10 protein-coding genes are annotated in these 15,540 nt (G+C 66.0%); 3 read left to right on the top strand and 7 right to left on the bottom strand.

Annotated elements, in window-relative coordinates; all coding sequences use genetic code 11:
* Window positions 1-82 precede the first annotated feature (82 nt).
* Together OH491_RS09885 and OH491_RS09880 are read left to right on the top strand one after the other, a co-directional pair.
* Window positions 83-1,324 (top strand): MFS transporter, encoded by a 1,242-nt coding sequence (locus tag OH491_RS09885; RefSeq protein WP_068771559.1) that lies wholly within the window; start codon window positions 83-85, stop codon window positions 1,322-1,324.
* A gap of 452 nt (window positions 1,325-1,776) precedes the next feature.
* Window positions 1,777-3,507: a chloride channel protein gene (locus tag OH491_RS09880; RefSeq protein WP_334319491.1), complete on the top strand. Its 1,731-nt coding sequence runs from the start codon at window positions 1,777-1,779 to the stop codon at window positions 3,505-3,507.
* 212 nt (window positions 3,508-3,719) lie between these two features.
* Here the strand turns inward: OH491_RS09880 and OH491_RS09875 are convergent, their stop codons facing one another.
* The 3 genes from OH491_RS09875 to OH491_RS09865 all read right to left on the bottom strand — a co-directional run bounded on the left by OH491_RS09875 (window position 3,720) and on the right by OH491_RS09865 (window position 10,231).
* Window positions 3,720-5,396, bottom strand: coding sequence for a ComEC/Rec2 family competence protein (locus OH491_RS09875; RefSeq protein WP_145928946.1), 1,677 nt, complete (start codon window positions 5,394-5,396; stop codon window positions 3,720-3,722).
* 316 nt (window positions 5,397-5,712) lie between these two features.
* The gene (locus tag OH491_RS09870) at window positions 5,713-8,919 is read right to left on the bottom strand and encodes an efflux RND transporter permease subunit (RefSeq protein ID WP_068771562.1); all 3,207 of its coding nucleotides are present in this window, start codon (window positions 8,917-8,919) and stop codon (window positions 5,713-5,715) included.
* A 97-nt stretch (window positions 8,920-9,016) separates the two neighbouring features.
* Window positions 9,017-10,231, bottom strand: a complete 1,215-nt coding sequence (locus OH491_RS09865) for an efflux RND transporter periplasmic adaptor subunit (protein WP_334319492.1) — start codon at window positions 10,229-10,231, stop codon at window positions 9,017-9,019.
* A 213-nt stretch (window positions 10,232-10,444) separates the two neighbouring features.
* Between OH491_RS09865 and OH491_RS09860 the strand changes: the two genes are divergently transcribed.
* Window positions 10,445-11,842 carry a DUF1343 domain-containing protein gene (locus OH491_RS09860; protein WP_068771563.1) on the top strand — a complete coding sequence of 466 codons (1,398 nt, stop codon included), beginning with the start codon at window positions 10,445-10,447 and terminating at the stop codon, window positions 11,840-11,842.
* A gap of 42 nt (window positions 11,843-11,884) precedes the next feature.
* Here the strand turns inward: OH491_RS09860 and OH491_RS09855 are convergent, their stop codons facing one another.
* The 4 genes from OH491_RS09855 to OH491_RS09840 all read right to left on the bottom strand — a co-directional run bounded on the left by OH491_RS09855 (window position 11,885) and on the right by OH491_RS09840 (window position 15,497).
* The gene (locus OH491_RS09855; RefSeq protein WP_068771564.1) at window positions 11,885-12,379 is read right to left on the bottom strand and encodes an adenylyltransferase/cytidyltransferase family protein; all 495 of its coding nucleotides are present in this window, start codon (window positions 12,377-12,379) and stop codon (window positions 11,885-11,887) included.
* 202 nt (window positions 12,380-12,581) lie between these two features.
* Entirely contained in the window at window positions 12,582-13,736 is a 1,155-nt protein-coding gene (gene dnaJ / locus OH491_RS09850) for a molecular chaperone DnaJ (protein WP_068771565.1), read from the bottom strand.
* Between the two features lie 148 nt (window positions 13,737-13,884).
* Window positions 13,885-14,616, bottom strand: coding sequence for a nucleotide exchange factor GrpE (locus OH491_RS09845; protein ID WP_084442403.1), 732 nt, complete (start codon window positions 14,614-14,616; stop codon window positions 13,885-13,887).
* A gap of 20 nt (window positions 14,617-14,636) precedes the next feature.
* Window positions 14,637-15,497 carry a hypothetical protein gene (locus tag OH491_RS09840; protein WP_068771566.1) on the bottom strand — a complete coding sequence of 287 codons (861 nt, stop codon included), beginning with the start codon at window positions 15,495-15,497 and terminating at the stop codon, window positions 14,637-14,639.
* Between the last annotated feature and the right edge of the window lie 43 nt (window positions 15,498-15,540).

Here is a 15,540-nt window from a genome sequence, read left to right as displayed (position 1 = left end):
TCGCAAACCTCGCAATTTGGGCAGGCGAGAAAGAGGAAAGATAAAGAATAAAGAGAAGATTATAAACATTCAATACTCCCCCATGACCTCATCCAAAACACCCCCGACGACCATCACCGCGCTGTCCGCCATGATGTTTCTCCAGTTTTTCATCTGGGGCGCATGGTATGTCCCCGTCACCGGCTGGCTGAACAAGGCCGGCTTCGGCGACCTCACCGCGCTGGTGTTCACCGTCTGCCCCATCGCCGCCATCGTCTCCCCGCTGTTTCTGGGCATGGTGGCCGACCGCTTTTTCGCCTCGCAACGCGTGCTCGGCGTCATGCACCTGCTCGGCGCGGCCTTCATGCTCGCCATCCCGCTGGTGATGCCGCACGTCTCGCCCGACACGCCCAGAAACATTCTTCATCCGCTCATCCTCCTGCTCCTCGGCCACGCGCTCTGCTACATGCCCACGCTCGGCCTGAGCAGCACTGTCGCCCTCCAGCACATCACCAACCCCGAAAAAGTGTTCCCGATCATCCGCGTGCTCGGCACCATCGGCTGGATCGTCGCGGCCTACGTCATCAGCGCGCTGCCCGGCGGCGACTCCTCCATCTATCAATTCTGGGTGGTGGCCGCGGCCTCCGCCGCGCTCGGCCTCTACAGCTTTTTCCTGCCGCACACCACGCCTCCGCTCGCCGGGAAAAAAGTCACCGTCGGCCAGGTGCTCGGCCTCGACGCGCTCTCGCTGCTGAAAGACCGCAGCTACCTCGTGTTCGTGCTCTGCTCGCTGCTCATCTGCATTCCGCTCGCCGGCTACTACGCGCAGGCCAGAAATTACGTGGACGCCACCGCCTTTGCCAACGCCACGCAAACCATGTCGTGGGGCCAGGTTTCCGAAATCTTCTTCATGCTCATCATCCCGCTGCTCTTTGTCCGGCTCGGTGTGAAAAAGATGCTCCTCGTCGGCATGCTCGCATGGGTGGCGCGCTACGGCTTGTTTGCCGGGGCCGCCGCCGACCAGGTCAAATGGATGGTGCTCATCGGCGTGGCGCTGCACGGCGTGTGCTACGACTTTTTCTTCGTCACCGGCCAGATTTACGTGGACAAGGCGTCTCCCGCCGCCATCCGCGGCCAGGCGCAGGGCTTTTACGTGCTCATCACGCAGGGCCTCGGCATGATCATTGGCGCGCAGTTGTTCGGGAAGCTCACTGCCATCTACGACCAGACCGCCGCGGGCGGCGCGAAAGACTGGTATCACATCTGGCTGTGGCCCGCGCTCTTCGCCGCGGTCATCGTGGTGATCTTCTTCTTGTTCTTTAAGGAAAAGAAAGAGGCAAAGTAAGCACAGGCTTTCTGCCCGCCAATCGTAGCGTAGCGCAGGCATCTTTGCCTGCCGTCTTCAACTGGTCGCGCGCAGCGCGGCTGTTTGGGACAAAGAGGATCAGCGGCGCTGCGCGCCGTTCGGTTTCGACGGCAGGCAGGGATGCCTGTGCTACGGAGCGGGCCGGTCAAACGCTCCGGGGCAACTGACCGGGCGGTGACATCAGCAATCATCCGGAGTGTTTCGGTGCTTCGATGGTCCGTTGCGTTGGCGAATCCTTTCAGTGCAAATTCGCCCCTTCTTGTTGCCGTCGGCCATGCAGGAAAATTGCACAAATTGCCGCCCGGCTGGTTGGAGCCCGGCCAAAATTCCACCGCCGGAAATCGCGCCAGGCGTTTTGTGATTTTTCTCATCGCGGGCGATGGCCTCGCCCGCTAGCATGGACCGCTTCGATGAAGGAGTCCTTCTTGAAAATGGCCGGTCTCTTGCGGCGTCCGTGGTATCGGATGCCGGTGGAACTCAGGCAGGCGCTCGCTCTCGCGGTGCTCGGCGCGGGCACGGGGCTGGTGGCGGTCTTGTTTCATTTCAGCGTCGAGGAAATCTCGCGGTGGACGTTTGTGCATTTCAAGGACGGCGGGAAACTCCGCTTCCTGCTGGGCTCGCTGGGGTGCGTCATGGCGGGGGTGCTCGTCGTGACGTGGCTCGTCCGGGCGGTCGAACCGTCGTGCGAGGGCGGCGGGGTGATGCCGACGAAACTGGCGTTCTGGAAAAACTTCGGCGCGATGCGGCTGCGCACGGCCTGGGTGAAATTCGCCGGCTCGGCCGTCACGCTGGGCAGCGGCGTGAGCATGGGGCCGGAGGGGCCGGCAGTGCAGATCGGGGCGGCCACGATGTCGGCCGCCGCGGGGCGTTTCGGCGTGCCGGCGGGACGCCGGCGCGCCTATGCGGCGGCGGGCGCGGCGGCGGCGCTGGCGGCGGTGTTCAACGCGCCGCTCACGGCCATCGCGTTCGTGCTGGAGGAAATCATCGGGGACCTGAGCAGCCGGTTCATCGGCGGCATCGTGGTGGCCGCGGTCATGGGGGCGCTGGTGGCGCACGCGCTCATCGGGCCGCAGCCGGCATTCCAGGCCGCGCCGCTGGGCGACGCGAGCTGGCGCGGCATGCTGCTGTGTCCGCTGGTGGCGCTGCTCGCGGCGCTGGCGGGCGTGGGTTTTCAGCGCGGCACGCTGGCGGTGCGCGGACGTTTCAAGTCGCAGCGGCGCATCCCCGGCTGGGCGCGCCCGGCGCTCGGCGCGCTGGCGACCTGGGTGCTCGGCGGCGCCGCGTTCCTGCTGACGGGGCGGGTGGGCGTATTCGGAGTCGGATACGCGGATGTGACGGCGTGCATCCAGGGCGGGCTGGTCTGGTGGTCGGCGCTGGCGCTGGGCGCGGCGAAGCTCGGGGCCACGATGCTGGCGGTGGGCGCGTCATGCTGCGGCGGGATTTTCGCGCCGAATCTGTTTGTGGGCGCGATGTGCGGCGGGGCCGTCGCGGGACTGGCGGCGCTGGCGATGCCGCTCACGCATTCCGACCAGGCGATGCTGGTGATGGCGGGCATGTGCGCGTGCCTGGGCGCGGTGATCCGCACACCGGTGTCGTGCATCCTGCTGATTTTCGAGGTGACGCACCAGTTTGCCATCGTACCGCTGCTGCTGGTGGCGACGGTGGTGAGCCAGCTCGTGAGCCGCCGCCTGAACCGCGAGGGCATGTATGAGGGCATGATGCGGCAGGACGGCGAGGACCCGGACCGCGTGCTGCCGCCGCACGACTACCACCGCTGGCGCGAGATTCCCTGCGGCGCGCTGCTGGAGCGGACGCCGGTGGCGGCGGCAAGCCTCGAGCCCGGCGCGCTGCGGGAATTGCTGGCGGCGCACCCCTACGAGCGTTTCCCGGTGCGCGCGCCGGACGGCTCCATCGCCGGCATCCTCACGCGGCGCGAGGCGGAGCGGCTCATCGAGGAAGGCGGCGGCAAGCCGGACCTGAGTCCGGCCCAGTGGATTCCGGGTCACGCGCCGGTCGCCCTCGTGCAAAGGATGCTCACCGAGGCGCCGGAAAACGTCCTCTGCGTCGGCGATGAGCAGGAGCAGCGGCTGCGGGGGCTGCTGACGGCGCATGATTTGTTGCGCGGCCAGATCAAGCTGGCGGAAGAGGAGATGGGCGAGTGATGTTTGGAAACTGCGAAATCATACCGATTCCCCTTGGCATTTTTGAATTTTGGAGGGACGGCCTCCGTGCCGTCCGGCTTTATTCTTTCTCTTTCCTCTTTATCTTTCTCTTTCGTCAGTAAAGGAGGGGGAAGAGAAAGAGGAAAGAGAAAGAACCGGCACGGAGGCCGTCCCTCCATTTGGAAAATCCAAATTTGCTCCTCCGCGTTCTTTCATCCGCCGAACTGCACGCACGCGGCCAGCGCGACCCCGACGACCGCCACCGGCGCGAGGAAACCGCCCCGACCCCAGCGCCAGCGGTGCGCGTATCCAAACAAGAACGACCCCAGCAGGCACGCCAGCGCGGCGTGGCCCGTCCACGCGGGCGCGAATTTTCCCGGCCAGAATATTCCCGGTATCAACAAAAACCACTCCAGCAGCTTTTGCATCCCGAGGAGCAGCAGCGCCGCCGCGTGATTGAAGAGCGCGCCCGCCCAGCCCAGCCCGCACAACCCGGTGAGCAGCGATAGAAACCCGCCCAGGATCGCGACCGACGCCAGCGGGATCAGCACGAGGTTCGCCAGCAACGCGCCCGGCGTGAACAGGCCGAAATAAATCACCCCGCAAATCGCGCTGACCAAGCTGGACGCCACGCCGATGCCAAGCGCGCCGAGCAGGGCCCGCTGCACCTTCTCCGCCCAGCGCCGCCACCACGCCCAGGATGCCTTGGGCAGGTCCGCAAACAACCGCCAGCGCGCCTGCCAGCGCTCGCCCAGCGGCACGCCGAACAGCAGCAGCCCGCCCACGATGCCATAGGACATCTGGAAACTCGCGCTGAACAACTGGAGCGGATGCGCCACGAGCGAAACCAGCGCCGCGAACGCCAGCGTGGCCAGCGGATTCACCGGCACGCGCAGCTTGAAGGAAAGTTGCAGGAGAGCTATCATCCAGAACGCGCGCACCGCCGACGGAGTCGCGCCGGTTATCTGGACAAAAAGCCACAACGCGGCCAGGCCCGCGCCAAACTGCACCCATCGCGGCAGCCGCACCGCCGCCAGCAGGCCGTGGATGCCGAGCGCGATCACGCCGATGTGCAGCCCGCTGATGGCGAATAGGTGCATCGTCCCCGTGCGCAGATACGTCGTGACCTGCTCCTCCTGCATGTCGCGTTTCTGCCCGAGCAGCATGGCGCGCAAAACCCCCGCCAGCTCGGGGCGCTTTTCCTCGATGCCGCGCCCCAGCAGCGTCTCGAAACGCAGCCGCGCCCGCTCGCAAAACGCCGCGAAGGCCGACGGCCCGCGCATCTCCTCGTGGATGCGTCCGCGCGTCAGCCTGAAATTTGCGCCGATGGAGGTCAGGTAGCCGTCAAATGTATCCGGCGCGGCATTACGCGGGAGCGGTTGCAGGACGCCCGTGACGCGGATCTCGGTTGTCCGCGCCAGCAGCCGCTGCCGCCCGTCCGCGGGGCGCAGCGAGTAATACAACCGCTGCCCGGCGAGTTCGCGCAGATGCGGGTCGGCGGAAACCACGCGCGCGATTCCGCTGACGGTTTTGTAGGCGGGGTTTGGCGTGTAAGCCCGCTCCACGCTCAACACCAGCCGGGCTTCGCGCGGCGGCAGCGTTTCCCAAACCGCCAGGCGCCCGCGATGAATCTCGTAAGCCGCCGCGCCGCCCAGCAGCATCGCGGTCACCATCGCCGCCAGTCCGCCCCGCGCGACGAGGGTGCGCGCCGGGCTGGAAAACGCGCACCAGACCGACACGCCCGCCAGCGCCGCCGCGCAGGGCAGCAGCCACCCGACCGGCACGGCTCCCGGAAGAATCCTGGCGGACGCCACGCCCGCAGCCCACGGCAGCAGCAGCCAGAGCACGGGCGCGCGATAACGCAAACATCGAGGAAGGGGTTCGCTCACGGTCCGGCATTAAAAAACGAAGACGCGGCGCGGGCGAATGTTTTTGTGCGCGGGGCAGGGACCGGGCGGGCAAGCAATGCCAGATTTCCCTGATATTTTGACTTTTTTGGAGGGACGGTTCGCGTATCTGTTTAGCGTGATTACAGCTTTGCGCGGCAGCGCGTAGCGCAGGCATCCTGCCTGCCGTCGATACTTGATCGCGCGAAGCGCGGCATTCTTTTTTAAAAAGAGAGTCAGCGGCGCTTCGCGCCTTCTTTTTTGACGGCAGGCAGGATGCCTGCGCTACGCGCTGCCGCGCCTGCAAAAGCGGGTTGCGCTACTTGGCCGTGACTTCGCCGCCGGTCACGGGCGTGCCGGCGTCGGTCTGCCATGCCGGCGCCGCTTGGACGGCGGGTTTTCTGGCGGCGAGGCGCGTCAGCGCGAGATAGACGACCGGCGTCGTCAGCAGCGTGAGGAGCTGGCTGAGGATAAGGCCGCCGACGATGGCGTAGCCCAGGGGCTGGCGGAGTTCGGAGCCGTCGCCGTGCCCCAGCGCGAGCGGGACGCCGCCGAGCATGGCGGCGATCGTGGTCATCAGGATCGGGCGGAAGCGTTTCAGGCCGGCCTCGTAAATGGCGTCGTGCGGGGCGAGGCCGCGCATTCGCTCCGCCTCGATGGCGAAGTCAATGAGCATGATGGCGTTTTTCTTCACGATGCCGATGAGCAGCAGGATGCCGATGATGGCGATGACGCCGATGTCGTGCCCAAAGACCCAGAGGGTGAGCAGCGCGCCGAGGCCGGCGGAGGGCAGCGTGGAGAGAATCGTGATCGGATGAATGAAGCTCTCGTAAAGCATGCCGAGGATGATGTAGATGGCGACGACGGCGGCGGCGATGAGCAGCGGCTGCGAGCTCAGCGAAGTCTGGAAGGCTTGCGCAGTGCCCTGGAAGCTGCCGGTGAGCGTGGGCGGCACGCCCATCTCGGCGGTGGCGCGCTCGACCGCCGTGACGGCTTCGCCGAGCGCGATCTCGGGGGCGAGGTTGAAGGAAATGGTCACGGCGGGATACTGGCCGAGATGGTTGATCGAAAGCGGCTTGGTCCCGTTGCGGTCGAAGGTGACGAGCGAGGAGAGCGGAACCTGCCCGCCGGTGAGCGGCGAGCGGAGGAAGAGTTTGTCGAAGGTGGACGGATCGGCCTGCAACTCGGGCGGCACCTCGATGATGACCTTGTACTGGCTGACCTGCGTGTAGAATTGCGTGACCTGGCGCTGGCCGAAGGCGTTGTAGAGCGCGGCGTTGATCGCCTGCGCGGGAATGCCGAAACGCGAGGCGGCCTGGCGGTCGATCTCGACCTGGAGCGCGGGCGCGGTGGATTGCTGGTCGGAGGTGACGTCGCGCAACTCGGGCAGCGTTTCGAGCCGCGCGAGGATGCGCGGGGCCCAGGTGTTGAGCTCGTCGATGTCGGCGTCGCGCAGCGTGTATTGGAACTGCGTCTTGCTGGAGAGTCCGCCGACATTGAGGTCCTGCTGGGCCGAGAAAAACATGGTCACGCCGGGGATGCCGGCGGTGGCGCGGCGGAGCCGCGCGATGATGGCGGAGGCGGAATCGCGCTGGTCGCGGTCCTTGAGCGTGATCCAGAAGCGGGAGTTGTTGAGGCCGCCGCTGGAACGCCCGCCGCCGATGCGGCTTTGAAACGCGAGCACGCCGGGGTCGTCCTTGATGACGCCGCCGATCCGCTGCGCGATTTCGCTCATGGCGATGAAGGAGATGTCGGGCGCGGCCTCGGCGGTGGCGTTGATGAAGCCGGTGTCCTGCTGCGGGAAAAAGCCCTTCGGCATCTTGATGAAAACAAACACGGTGAGGCCGAGCGTGGCGAAGAGCGAGAACAGCGTGGCCCGCTGGTGGCGGAGCACGAAGCGGAGCACGGCGGCGTAGGTGTTTTCGAGCGCGTTGAAGAATTTTTCGAGCACGCGGTCGAGCCGGGCGCGGAGGGTGGGGCGGGGCGGGGCGGGCGGCAGCGCCGCCGCGTTTCCGTGCTGGTGCCTGGCGTGCGGGCGGAGGAAGCGCGAGCACATCATGGGGACAAACGTGAGCGACACGAAACCCGACACGAGCACGGCGGCGGTGACGGTGACGGCGAACTCGCGGAAGAGCCGCCCGACGATGCCGCCCATCAGCAGCACGGGGATGAACACCGCGACGAGCGACATGCTGATGGAGAGGATGGTGAAGCCGATCTCGCCCGCGCCCTTGAGCGCGGCCTGCATGGGCGGCATGCCGTCCTCGATGTGGCGGTAGATGTTTTCGAGCATCACGATGGCGTCGTCGATGACGAAGCCGACCGAGATGGTGAGCGCCATGAGCGAGAGGTTGTTCAGGCTGAAGCCGAGCGCGTGCATGATGGCGAAGGTGGCCACGATGGACACGGGCACGACGGCGCTGGAGATGAGCGTGGCGCGGACGTTGCGCAGAAACAAAAACACGACGCCGGTGACCAGCGCCATGGTGAGCACGAGGTGAAACTCGACCTCCTCGACCGAGGCGCGGATGGTGCGCATGCGGTCGCTGAGCACGTCGATGGTGATCGCGGGCGGCATCGCGGCCTGCAACTCGGGGATGAGCTCGCGGATGCGCTGCACGGTCTCGATCACGTTCGCGTCGGCCTGCTTGCGGATGATGACGCCGACGCCGCGCTGGTTGTTGACGAACGCGGCGGAGCGCACGTTTTCGGGGCCGGCGACGGCGCGGCCGACATCGCGCACGCGCACGGGCGCGCCGTTGCGGTAGGCGAGGATGAGGTCGTTGTAGGGCCCGGCGTCGAGGAGCTGGTCGTTGGCGTAGATGGCGAAACTCTGGCGCGGGCCGTCGATGCTGCCCTTGGGCGAGTTGATGGTGGCGGAGGCGATGACGCCGCGCACGTCGTCGAGGCTGAGGCCGAGCGAGGCGAGTTTCACGGGGTCGATCTGCACGCGCACGGCGGGTTTCTGCTCGCCCATGATGTCCACCTGCGCGACGCCGCGGAGCTGCGAGAGTTGCTGCGCGACGACGTTGGCGGCGTAATCGCTGACTTCCGTGAGCGGGAGCACTTCCGACACGACGCTGAGGAGCATGATGGGCGCGTCGGAGGGATTGACCTTGCGGTAGGTCGGCGGGCTGGGCAGCTCGGAGGGGAGCTGGCCGCCGGCGGCGTTGATGGCGGACTGGACTTCCTGCGCGGCCGCGTCGATGTCCACGTCGAGGTCGAACTGGATGGTGATGGACACGCCGCCGAGCGAACTGGCGGACGAGAGTTGCGTGATGCCGGGAATGAGCGCGAGCTGGTTTTCAAGCGGCGTGGCGACGGAGGAGGCCATCGTCTCGGGACTCGCGCCGGGCAGGCCCGCGGAAACCTGGATGGTGGGAAACTCGACTTGCGGCAGCGGTGCGACCGGGAGCAGGGGAAAGGCGACGATCCCGATGAGGAAAATCGCGATGGTGAGCAGCGTGGTCGCGACGGGCCGCTTGATGAACGGGGTGGAAGGACTGAAGGAGTCGGAAAGGGACATCGGGAAATGCGGAATGCGGAATGCGGAATGGGAAGTCGCGGAGTCGCGTGGCGTTTTGGCGGACGGGTTGTTTAGGGCGTTGTTTCTCGGAGCTGCTTCATTCCGCACTCCGCGCCCCGTGTTCCGCATTTCTCACGAGCGAGCCGGGTTTCAGCTTGGCGTGGCCGTCGACGACGACGCGCTCGCCGGGGAGCAGGCCGCTTTCGATGAGCGTGTAACCGTCGAGCACGGGGCCGGGTTTCACAGGGCGCGGCTCGACGGTGTTCGAGCCGGTCACGACGTAGGCAAACGGGCCGTCCAGACCGTTTTGCACGACGGGCGTCGGAACGACGACGGCATGGGGGCGCGTCTCGACCAGCACCCGCGCGGAGACAAACTGGCCGGGCCAGAGCGCGAGGCTTGCGTTGGGAAAGGTGGCTTTCAGGCGGAGCGTGCCGGTGGCGGCGTCGATCTGGTTGTCCACGAGGTCGAGGCGGCCATCGGCGAGCACGCCTCCCTGGTCGTCGAGCGCCTGCACGATGAGGCGCGACGCGGCGTCCGCGGCGGCTTTTTGCGCGCCGGGGCGGAGGGCGGCGAGATGGCGCTGCGGAAGCGTGAACACGACCGACACCGGCTGGATTTGCGTGAGGACGACGAGGCCGTCGGGCTGGCCGGCGGTCACGATGTTGCCGGCATCGACGCGGCGCACGCCGGTGCGGCCGGCGATGGGCGCGCGCACGGTGGTGAAGTCGAGGTCGAGCCGGGCGGCGTCGATGGCCGCCTGCGCGCCGGCGGAGAGTGCCTCGTATTGGGCGACGGCGGCCTCGTTTTGCTCGAGGAGCTGGCGGCTTTCGGCGTTGCTGGCGACGAGGGAGCGGATGCGGACGAGTTCGAGGCGGGCGTTTTTGAGCTGGGCGTCGTATTGCGCCTTTTGCGCGATGGCGCGGTCGAGCGCGGCGCGGTAGGGGCGCGGGTCGATCTGGGCGATGACATCGCCGGCCGCGACGGTCTGGCCCTCGCTGAAATTGACCGAGTCGAGCGTGCCGCCCACGCGCGGGCGGACGGTCACGGTGTTGTAGGCTTGCACGGCTCCGATGCCGGAAAGCCAGACCGGCACGTCGCGTTCGACGGCATCGGCGATCACGACCGGCACGGAGCGCGGCGCGCGCGCGGCGGCCGCGGCGGCGGTGGCGGACTGGGCCGAGGCGCGCGCGGCGGTGAGCCGCCACGCCACCACGGCGACGATGCCGAGGAGAACAAGCAGCGGGAGCAACAGGCGCGGTTTCATGACGAGGGACGGAGGACGCTGGGAGGCCGGAGGCGGTGTTTCCATGTGAGACGAAGCTGGACGCGTGCAGCCAGGAGACGATGCAGAGTAGAACAGCACTAGGTTATTTTTTTACAAATCAAGTCAACATGCCAAATTATTGCCAATCGTGTGTCCGCGGCAGACGTCCCTGTGTTGTTCGTCCATCCATAAAAACCGCCCGGCATCCGATTCGCTCTCGACGCATCCCGGCACGCCCGCAAAGGTGAGTGCCTCGCCATGCACGGACGCGATCGCCAGATACTCGCCATTTTTCTTTCCACCATCCTTGCTCTTTCCCTTGTCGCCGGGCTTGCGAGTTGCTCCTCCGGCAAATCGGGCAAGGCCGCCCCGGCATCCAACGCCCGCTACAAGCCGACCGCCCCGCCCGCAACCGCCGTAGCGCAAGCCCCCGCGGCGCCCAACATCGGCTATCCGCCCCGCCCCGGCGCCATCATGCTCGGCGTCGATGTGCTGGAGGCGCAGGGCTTCACGGCGGTCGCCGGCAAGAAGATCGGCCTGCTCTCGCATCCCGCCGGGGTGAATCGCAACGGCATCAGCACCATCGACGTCCTGCGCCGCGCGCCCAATGCGCGGCTGGTCGCGCTGTTCGGTCCCGAGCACGGCATTTACGGCAACGCCCCCGCCTCGCAAAACATCGCCGACACGACCGACGCGCGCACCGGCCTGCCCGCGTATTCGCTTTACGGCAAAAACCGCAAGCCCACCCCCGCGCAACTCAAGAACCTCGACGCGCTGGTCATCGACTTGCAGGACATCGGCGTGCGTTCCTACACGTTTTCCGTCTGCATGAAATACGCCATCGAGGCGTGTTTCGAAAACAACGTCGAGGTCATCGTGCTGGACCGCCCGAACCCGCTCGGCGGCCTGAAGGTGGACGGCCCCATCCTCGACCGTTCGCTTTTCAGCGGCGTCGGCGCGTATCAGATTCCCTACGTCCACGGCCTGACGATGGGCGAACTCGCGCGCATGGCCGTCGGCACGCCCGGCTGGCTCGACGTGCCGGAAACCGTCCGGGCCAAAGGCCGTCTGTCGGTCGTGCCGATGGGCGGCTGGCGGCGCGCGATGCGCTGGCCGGACACCGGGCTGAACTTTGTCGCGACGTCGCCCTACGTGCAGGATTTCTCCGCCGTCATGGGCTACGCGATGACCGGGCTCGGCTGCCAGATCGGAGGGTTTCGTCACGGCATCGGCACGCAGTATCCGTTTCGCGGGCTATCCCATAATGGCCGCTCCGTGGACGAACTCCTGCGCCAGCTCAACGCCCTCGGCGTGTCCGGCCTAGCGTTTCGCAAAGTCACGCTCACCGCGCCCAAAGGCGGCGCGTCGAAAGGCATCGGCCTCTATGTCGATGTGGTCAACTGGGATGCCTGGCGGCCGACCGAGTTGAGCTTTTATCTGATGCGCCTCGCCTGCCAGCTCGGCGGCAACAATCCCTTTGCCGCGGCCAAGCCCGCCGATGCGCGCAGTTTCAACATCCACACCGGCTCGCCCGAGTGGTGGGACGCCCTCAAGCGCGACGGCGCAAAAGTGAGCGTGGCCTCCTTTGTCCAGAAATGGCAGCGCGAAGCCGCCGCCTACCAGCAGGCGAGCCGGAAGTTCTGGTTGTATAATTAGAAAGTCCCCAGTGGCTTAAAAGCACGCTTCCCTGCAATGGGATCAGATGTCGCCGGCGGCTTTGATTTTGGCGATGAGGCTGGTCGTGCTGAAACCGGGAAGGAAGGGCATGAACCGGATTTGCGCGCCGGCTTCCTCGAGCGCGGCGCGTTCGCCGGGGTCGAGTTTTTCCAGGGTGTAATCGCCGGCCTTGGTGTAGATGTCGGGGCGAAGGGCGCGGATTTCGGAGGTAAGGCGGGGTTCGCGGAAGATGACGATGCCATCGACAAACCATGTCGCGGCGAGGGCGTAGGCGCGCTGCTCCTCGTCCTGCACGGGACGGAGCGGGCCTTTGAGCCGGCGGACGCTGGCATCGGAGTTGAGCGCGACGTAGAGCGCGTCGCCGAGCGCGCGGGCCTGCTGGAGGTAGTGGAGGTGGCCGGTGTGCAGAAGGTCGAAAACGCCGTTGGTGAGCACGAGGCGGCGTCCGGCGGCGCGGAGTTTTTCGCGCGCGGCGACGGCTTCAGGGAGCGTGAGGAGCTTGGGGTTGGCGAGCATGTGGTTTGGTCAAACCCTAACCGGGGCGTCCGGGTCGGGCTAGCGTGAAAGTGCGAGGGTTTATACCGCTCACGAAAGAAGTCCGACTTTTGATGGAGGGCCGGGCTCCCGCGAGGCCGCCGCCGAAAACCGTCGCGTTTGACCGCGACGGCCTCGCGGGAGCCCGGCCCTCCATGGGGCTGATTATCATAGGCAAACGGTATCAGTCGTCCTTGAAGAGGTTTTTGAAAAAGCCCTTGGGCTGCTCCGGGTCGTGCGGGTCGCCCATGGCGGCGGCGTAGGCTTCGAGGGCCTTGCGTTGCTCGGCGGTGAGTTTGGCGGGCACCTCCACGTGCACGCGGACGATCTGGTCGCCCTGATGCTGGCCGCGCAGGCTGGGCATGCCTTTGCCTTTGATGCGGAAGGTCGTGCCGCTTTGCGTGCCGGGGGGGATTTTGAGCGTGCCTTTGCCGAAGAGGGTGGGGACCTCGATGGAACCGCCGAGGGCGGCGAGGGTGAACTTTATCGGGATCTCGCAGAAGAGGTCGTCGTCCTGGCGCTCGAAGATGCCGTGGTCCTTCACGTGGATGACGATGTAGAGATCGCCCGGCTGGCCGCCGGAAACCCCGGCCTCGCCCAGGCCGGACTTGCGGAGGCGCGAGCCGGTGTCCACGCCGGCGGGGATGCGGGCGTTGATTTTCACGGTTTGCGGCGTGCGACCCTCGCCGCGGCAGGCGGTGCAGGGTTTTTCTATTTTCGAGCCGCTGCCGCCGCAAGTGGGGCAGGGCTGGGTGAAAGTGATGATGCCGGCGGAGCGGCGCACTTGGCCGGAGCCGCGGCAGGTGGGGCAGGTGACGCGCTTGCTGCCGGGCTCGGCACCGGAGCCGTGGCAGCGTTCGCAGGTGGCGGCTTTGCGGAAGGCGATTTCCTTTTCCACGCCGCTGGCGGCCTCCTCGAGGGTGATTTCGAGGTCGTAGCGGAGATCGGAGCCATCTTGGCCGCCGCCTCCGCCACCACCACCGCCGCCGAAAAATTGATCGAAGATGCCGCCGCCCCCGCCGCCGCCGCCGAAGACCTCGCGGAAGATGTCGAAGGGGTCGTGGAAGCCGCCCATGCCGCCGCCTCCGCCGGGACCGCGCGCGCCGCCCCCGCCGGTGAACGCGGCGTGCCCGTAGCGGTCGTAGGCGGCGCGTTTTTGCGGATCTTTCAGCACTTCGTAGGCTTCGGAAACTTTCTTGAACATTTCCTCCGCCTCCTTGTTGCCCGGGTTTTTGTCCGGATGATATTGGACTGCTTTTTTGCGGTAGGCTTTTTTGAGGTCTTCCTCGCTGGCGGTTTTGTCGACGCCGAGCAGTTCGTAGTAGTCTTCCTTGGCCATGTGTGTGCGCCGCGCGCCGCGCGGCTAATTTAATAATTTATAATGAAGAATGTATAATGTGAAGAGGCGGCAAATGCGGAATGGAACGATCGCGCCGGACGGGCGATTTTTATTGTTCGTTATGCATTCCGCATTTTTCATCAGGCCGTCAGGCCGCCGCCGGTCCCGATGAAACGATCACCGCGGCGGGGCGGAGGACGCGGCCGTTGAGCGCGTAGCCGGTGCGAAAGACTTGGATGATGTTGCCCTCGGGGACATCGGCGCTGGGCTGGGTGGCGATGGCCTCGTGGTGATTGGGATCGAACTTTTCGCCTTCGGGATGGATTTCCTTGAGCCCGTGGCCGGCGAGGGCGGTCTTGAACTGGTCGAGCACCATGGTCATGCCGTTGACGAGGGTGGCGGAGTCGGCGCCGGGGGCCTTGGCGGCGTTGATGCCGAGGGCGAGGGCCTCGATGATGGGAAAAAGGTCCTCAAGCACGCGGCTGGCGGCGTAGAGGCGGATTTCGTCTTTCTCGCGAAGCGCGCGGCGGCGGAAATTTTCATGGTCGGCGACGGCGCGGACGTAGCGGTCGTAGTTGTCGGCGGCCTCCTTTTTGGCCGTGGCCAGTTCCGCGGCCATGGCGAGGACGGCGCTTTGGGCGGCGTCGGCGGGCTGGGTTTTGCCGGGGCAGGCCGGGTTTTTGGACGCGGCGGCGGTGTCATCCGATGAAGGCGACGACGGTGCGTCGCCCTTCGCGGGCTGGCAGCCAGTGTCGTTCGGCGCCGGGGCCGGGGTGGCAGCAGCAGCGGGCTGTTCCGGCGCGGGCGCGGACTGGCTCGCGGCGGGATCGGCGGCGGTGTTGTTGTTTTTCAGCGGTTCAGCGTTTTCGGGTGCGGTCATAAGATGAACCGCCGAGTTAACTATTCCTTCTTCTTGGAATCAAGTTTGTCGAGCAGTCCTTTGATGACTTTGCCGCCCACGCCGGCGCCGTCCTCCGCGGGCGTGAGAAAATCGACACCTTTTTTGAAAACGCCGTCGAGGGTTTTGCCGGCCTCGCCGGGGATGAGATCGGAGAGCTGGCTGCCGAGCCCGAGGAGGCTGCGGGCGAGGTCGGCGGTGATGAACTGCTTCACGTCGGTGACATTTTCGTAGGTGTGCTCGAAATTTATGTCGAGTTCCTTGCGGGTGTTCTTGGTCTCGTCGATCATGATGACTTTGCCGATGCGGACGTGGAGGCGCTTGATGAGGAATTCGGCGGGTTCGGTTTTCCCGGGCGCGGGCTTGGGTTCGGCGGGTTTGCCGTCCTTGGCGGGCGGCGCGGAGACGCCGGTGAGACGGTCGACGAAGAGCTGGGCGTTTGAGACGCCGTTTTTGCCGGCGGGCTGGACGAGCGCGACATAGGAGAGGTTGAGGTCGCCGTCCTCCAGCACCATGCGATTGCCGAAGAGCGAGAAGAGTCCGGCATCGACCTTGAAGGCGGGGAGATCGACGAACTCGGGCGCGGCGTAGTCGGGCTTGGGGTTGTTGATGACAAAGGAGTCGATGCTGACGCGGGCCGTGAAGGGGTTGATCGAGAGGCCCTTGAGCGCGACGTCGTAACCGGTGCGCCGGTGCAGGACGCCGGTGACAATGGACGGGAGGAAGAACACCCAGACAATCACGATGACGGCGATGCAGCCGAGGAGCGCGAGGCCGATGCGTTTGAGCCATTTGCCTTTCTTCTTTTCAGGCTGGCCGTTTTTCGGGGTGGCGTCGGTTTGGACGGATTCGTTTTCGGACATGGCGGGTGGTGGGTTGGAGGGTTGGTTTTAACCGTTCTCGTTC

The sequence above is a fragment of the Termitidicoccus mucosus genome (assembly GCF_038725785.1).
GTDB classification, from domain to species: domain Bacteria; phylum Verrucomicrobiota; class Verrucomicrobiia; order Opitutales; family Opitutaceae; genus Termitidicoccus; species Termitidicoccus mucosus.
Note: the sequence above shows the minus strand (reverse complement) of the source record. Positions and strands in the feature narration are given on the sequence as shown.

Excerpts from the sequence above, each read along its gene's own strand:
- OH491_RS09885 (WP_068771559.1), top strand. The coding sequence starts at position 83 with ATGACCTCATCCAAAACACCCCCGACGACCATCACCGCGCTGTCCGCC.
- OH491_RS09880 (WP_334319491.1), top strand. The coding sequence starts at position 1,777 with ATGGCCGGTCTCTTGCGGCGTCCGTGGTATCGGATGCCGGTGGAACTC.
- OH491_RS09870 (WP_068771562.1), bottom strand. The coding sequence starts at position 8,919 with ATGTCCCTTTCCGACTCCTTCAGTCCTTCCACCCCGTTCATCAAGCGG.
- OH491_RS09865 (WP_334319492.1), bottom strand. The coding sequence starts at position 10,231 with ATGGAAACACCGCCTCCGGCCTCCCAGCGTCCTCCGTCCCTCGTCATG.
- OH491_RS09860 (WP_068771563.1), top strand. The coding sequence starts at position 10,445 with ATGCACGGACGCGATCGCCAGATACTCGCCATTTTTCTTTCCACCATC.
- OH491_RS09855 (WP_068771564.1), bottom strand. The coding sequence starts at position 12,379 with ATGCTCGCCAACCCCAAGCTCCTCACGCTCCCTGAAGCCGTCGCCGCG.
- dnaJ (WP_068771565.1), bottom strand. The coding sequence starts at position 13,736 with ATGGCCAAGGAAGACTACTACGAACTGCTCGGCGTCGACAAAACCGCC.
- OH491_RS09845 (WP_084442403.1), bottom strand. The coding sequence starts at position 14,616 with ATGACCGCACCCGAAAACGCTGAACCGCTGAAAAACAACAACACCGCC.
- OH491_RS09840 (WP_068771566.1), bottom strand. The coding sequence starts at position 15,497 with ATGTCCGAAAACGAATCCGTCCAAACCGACGCCACCCCGAAAAACGGC.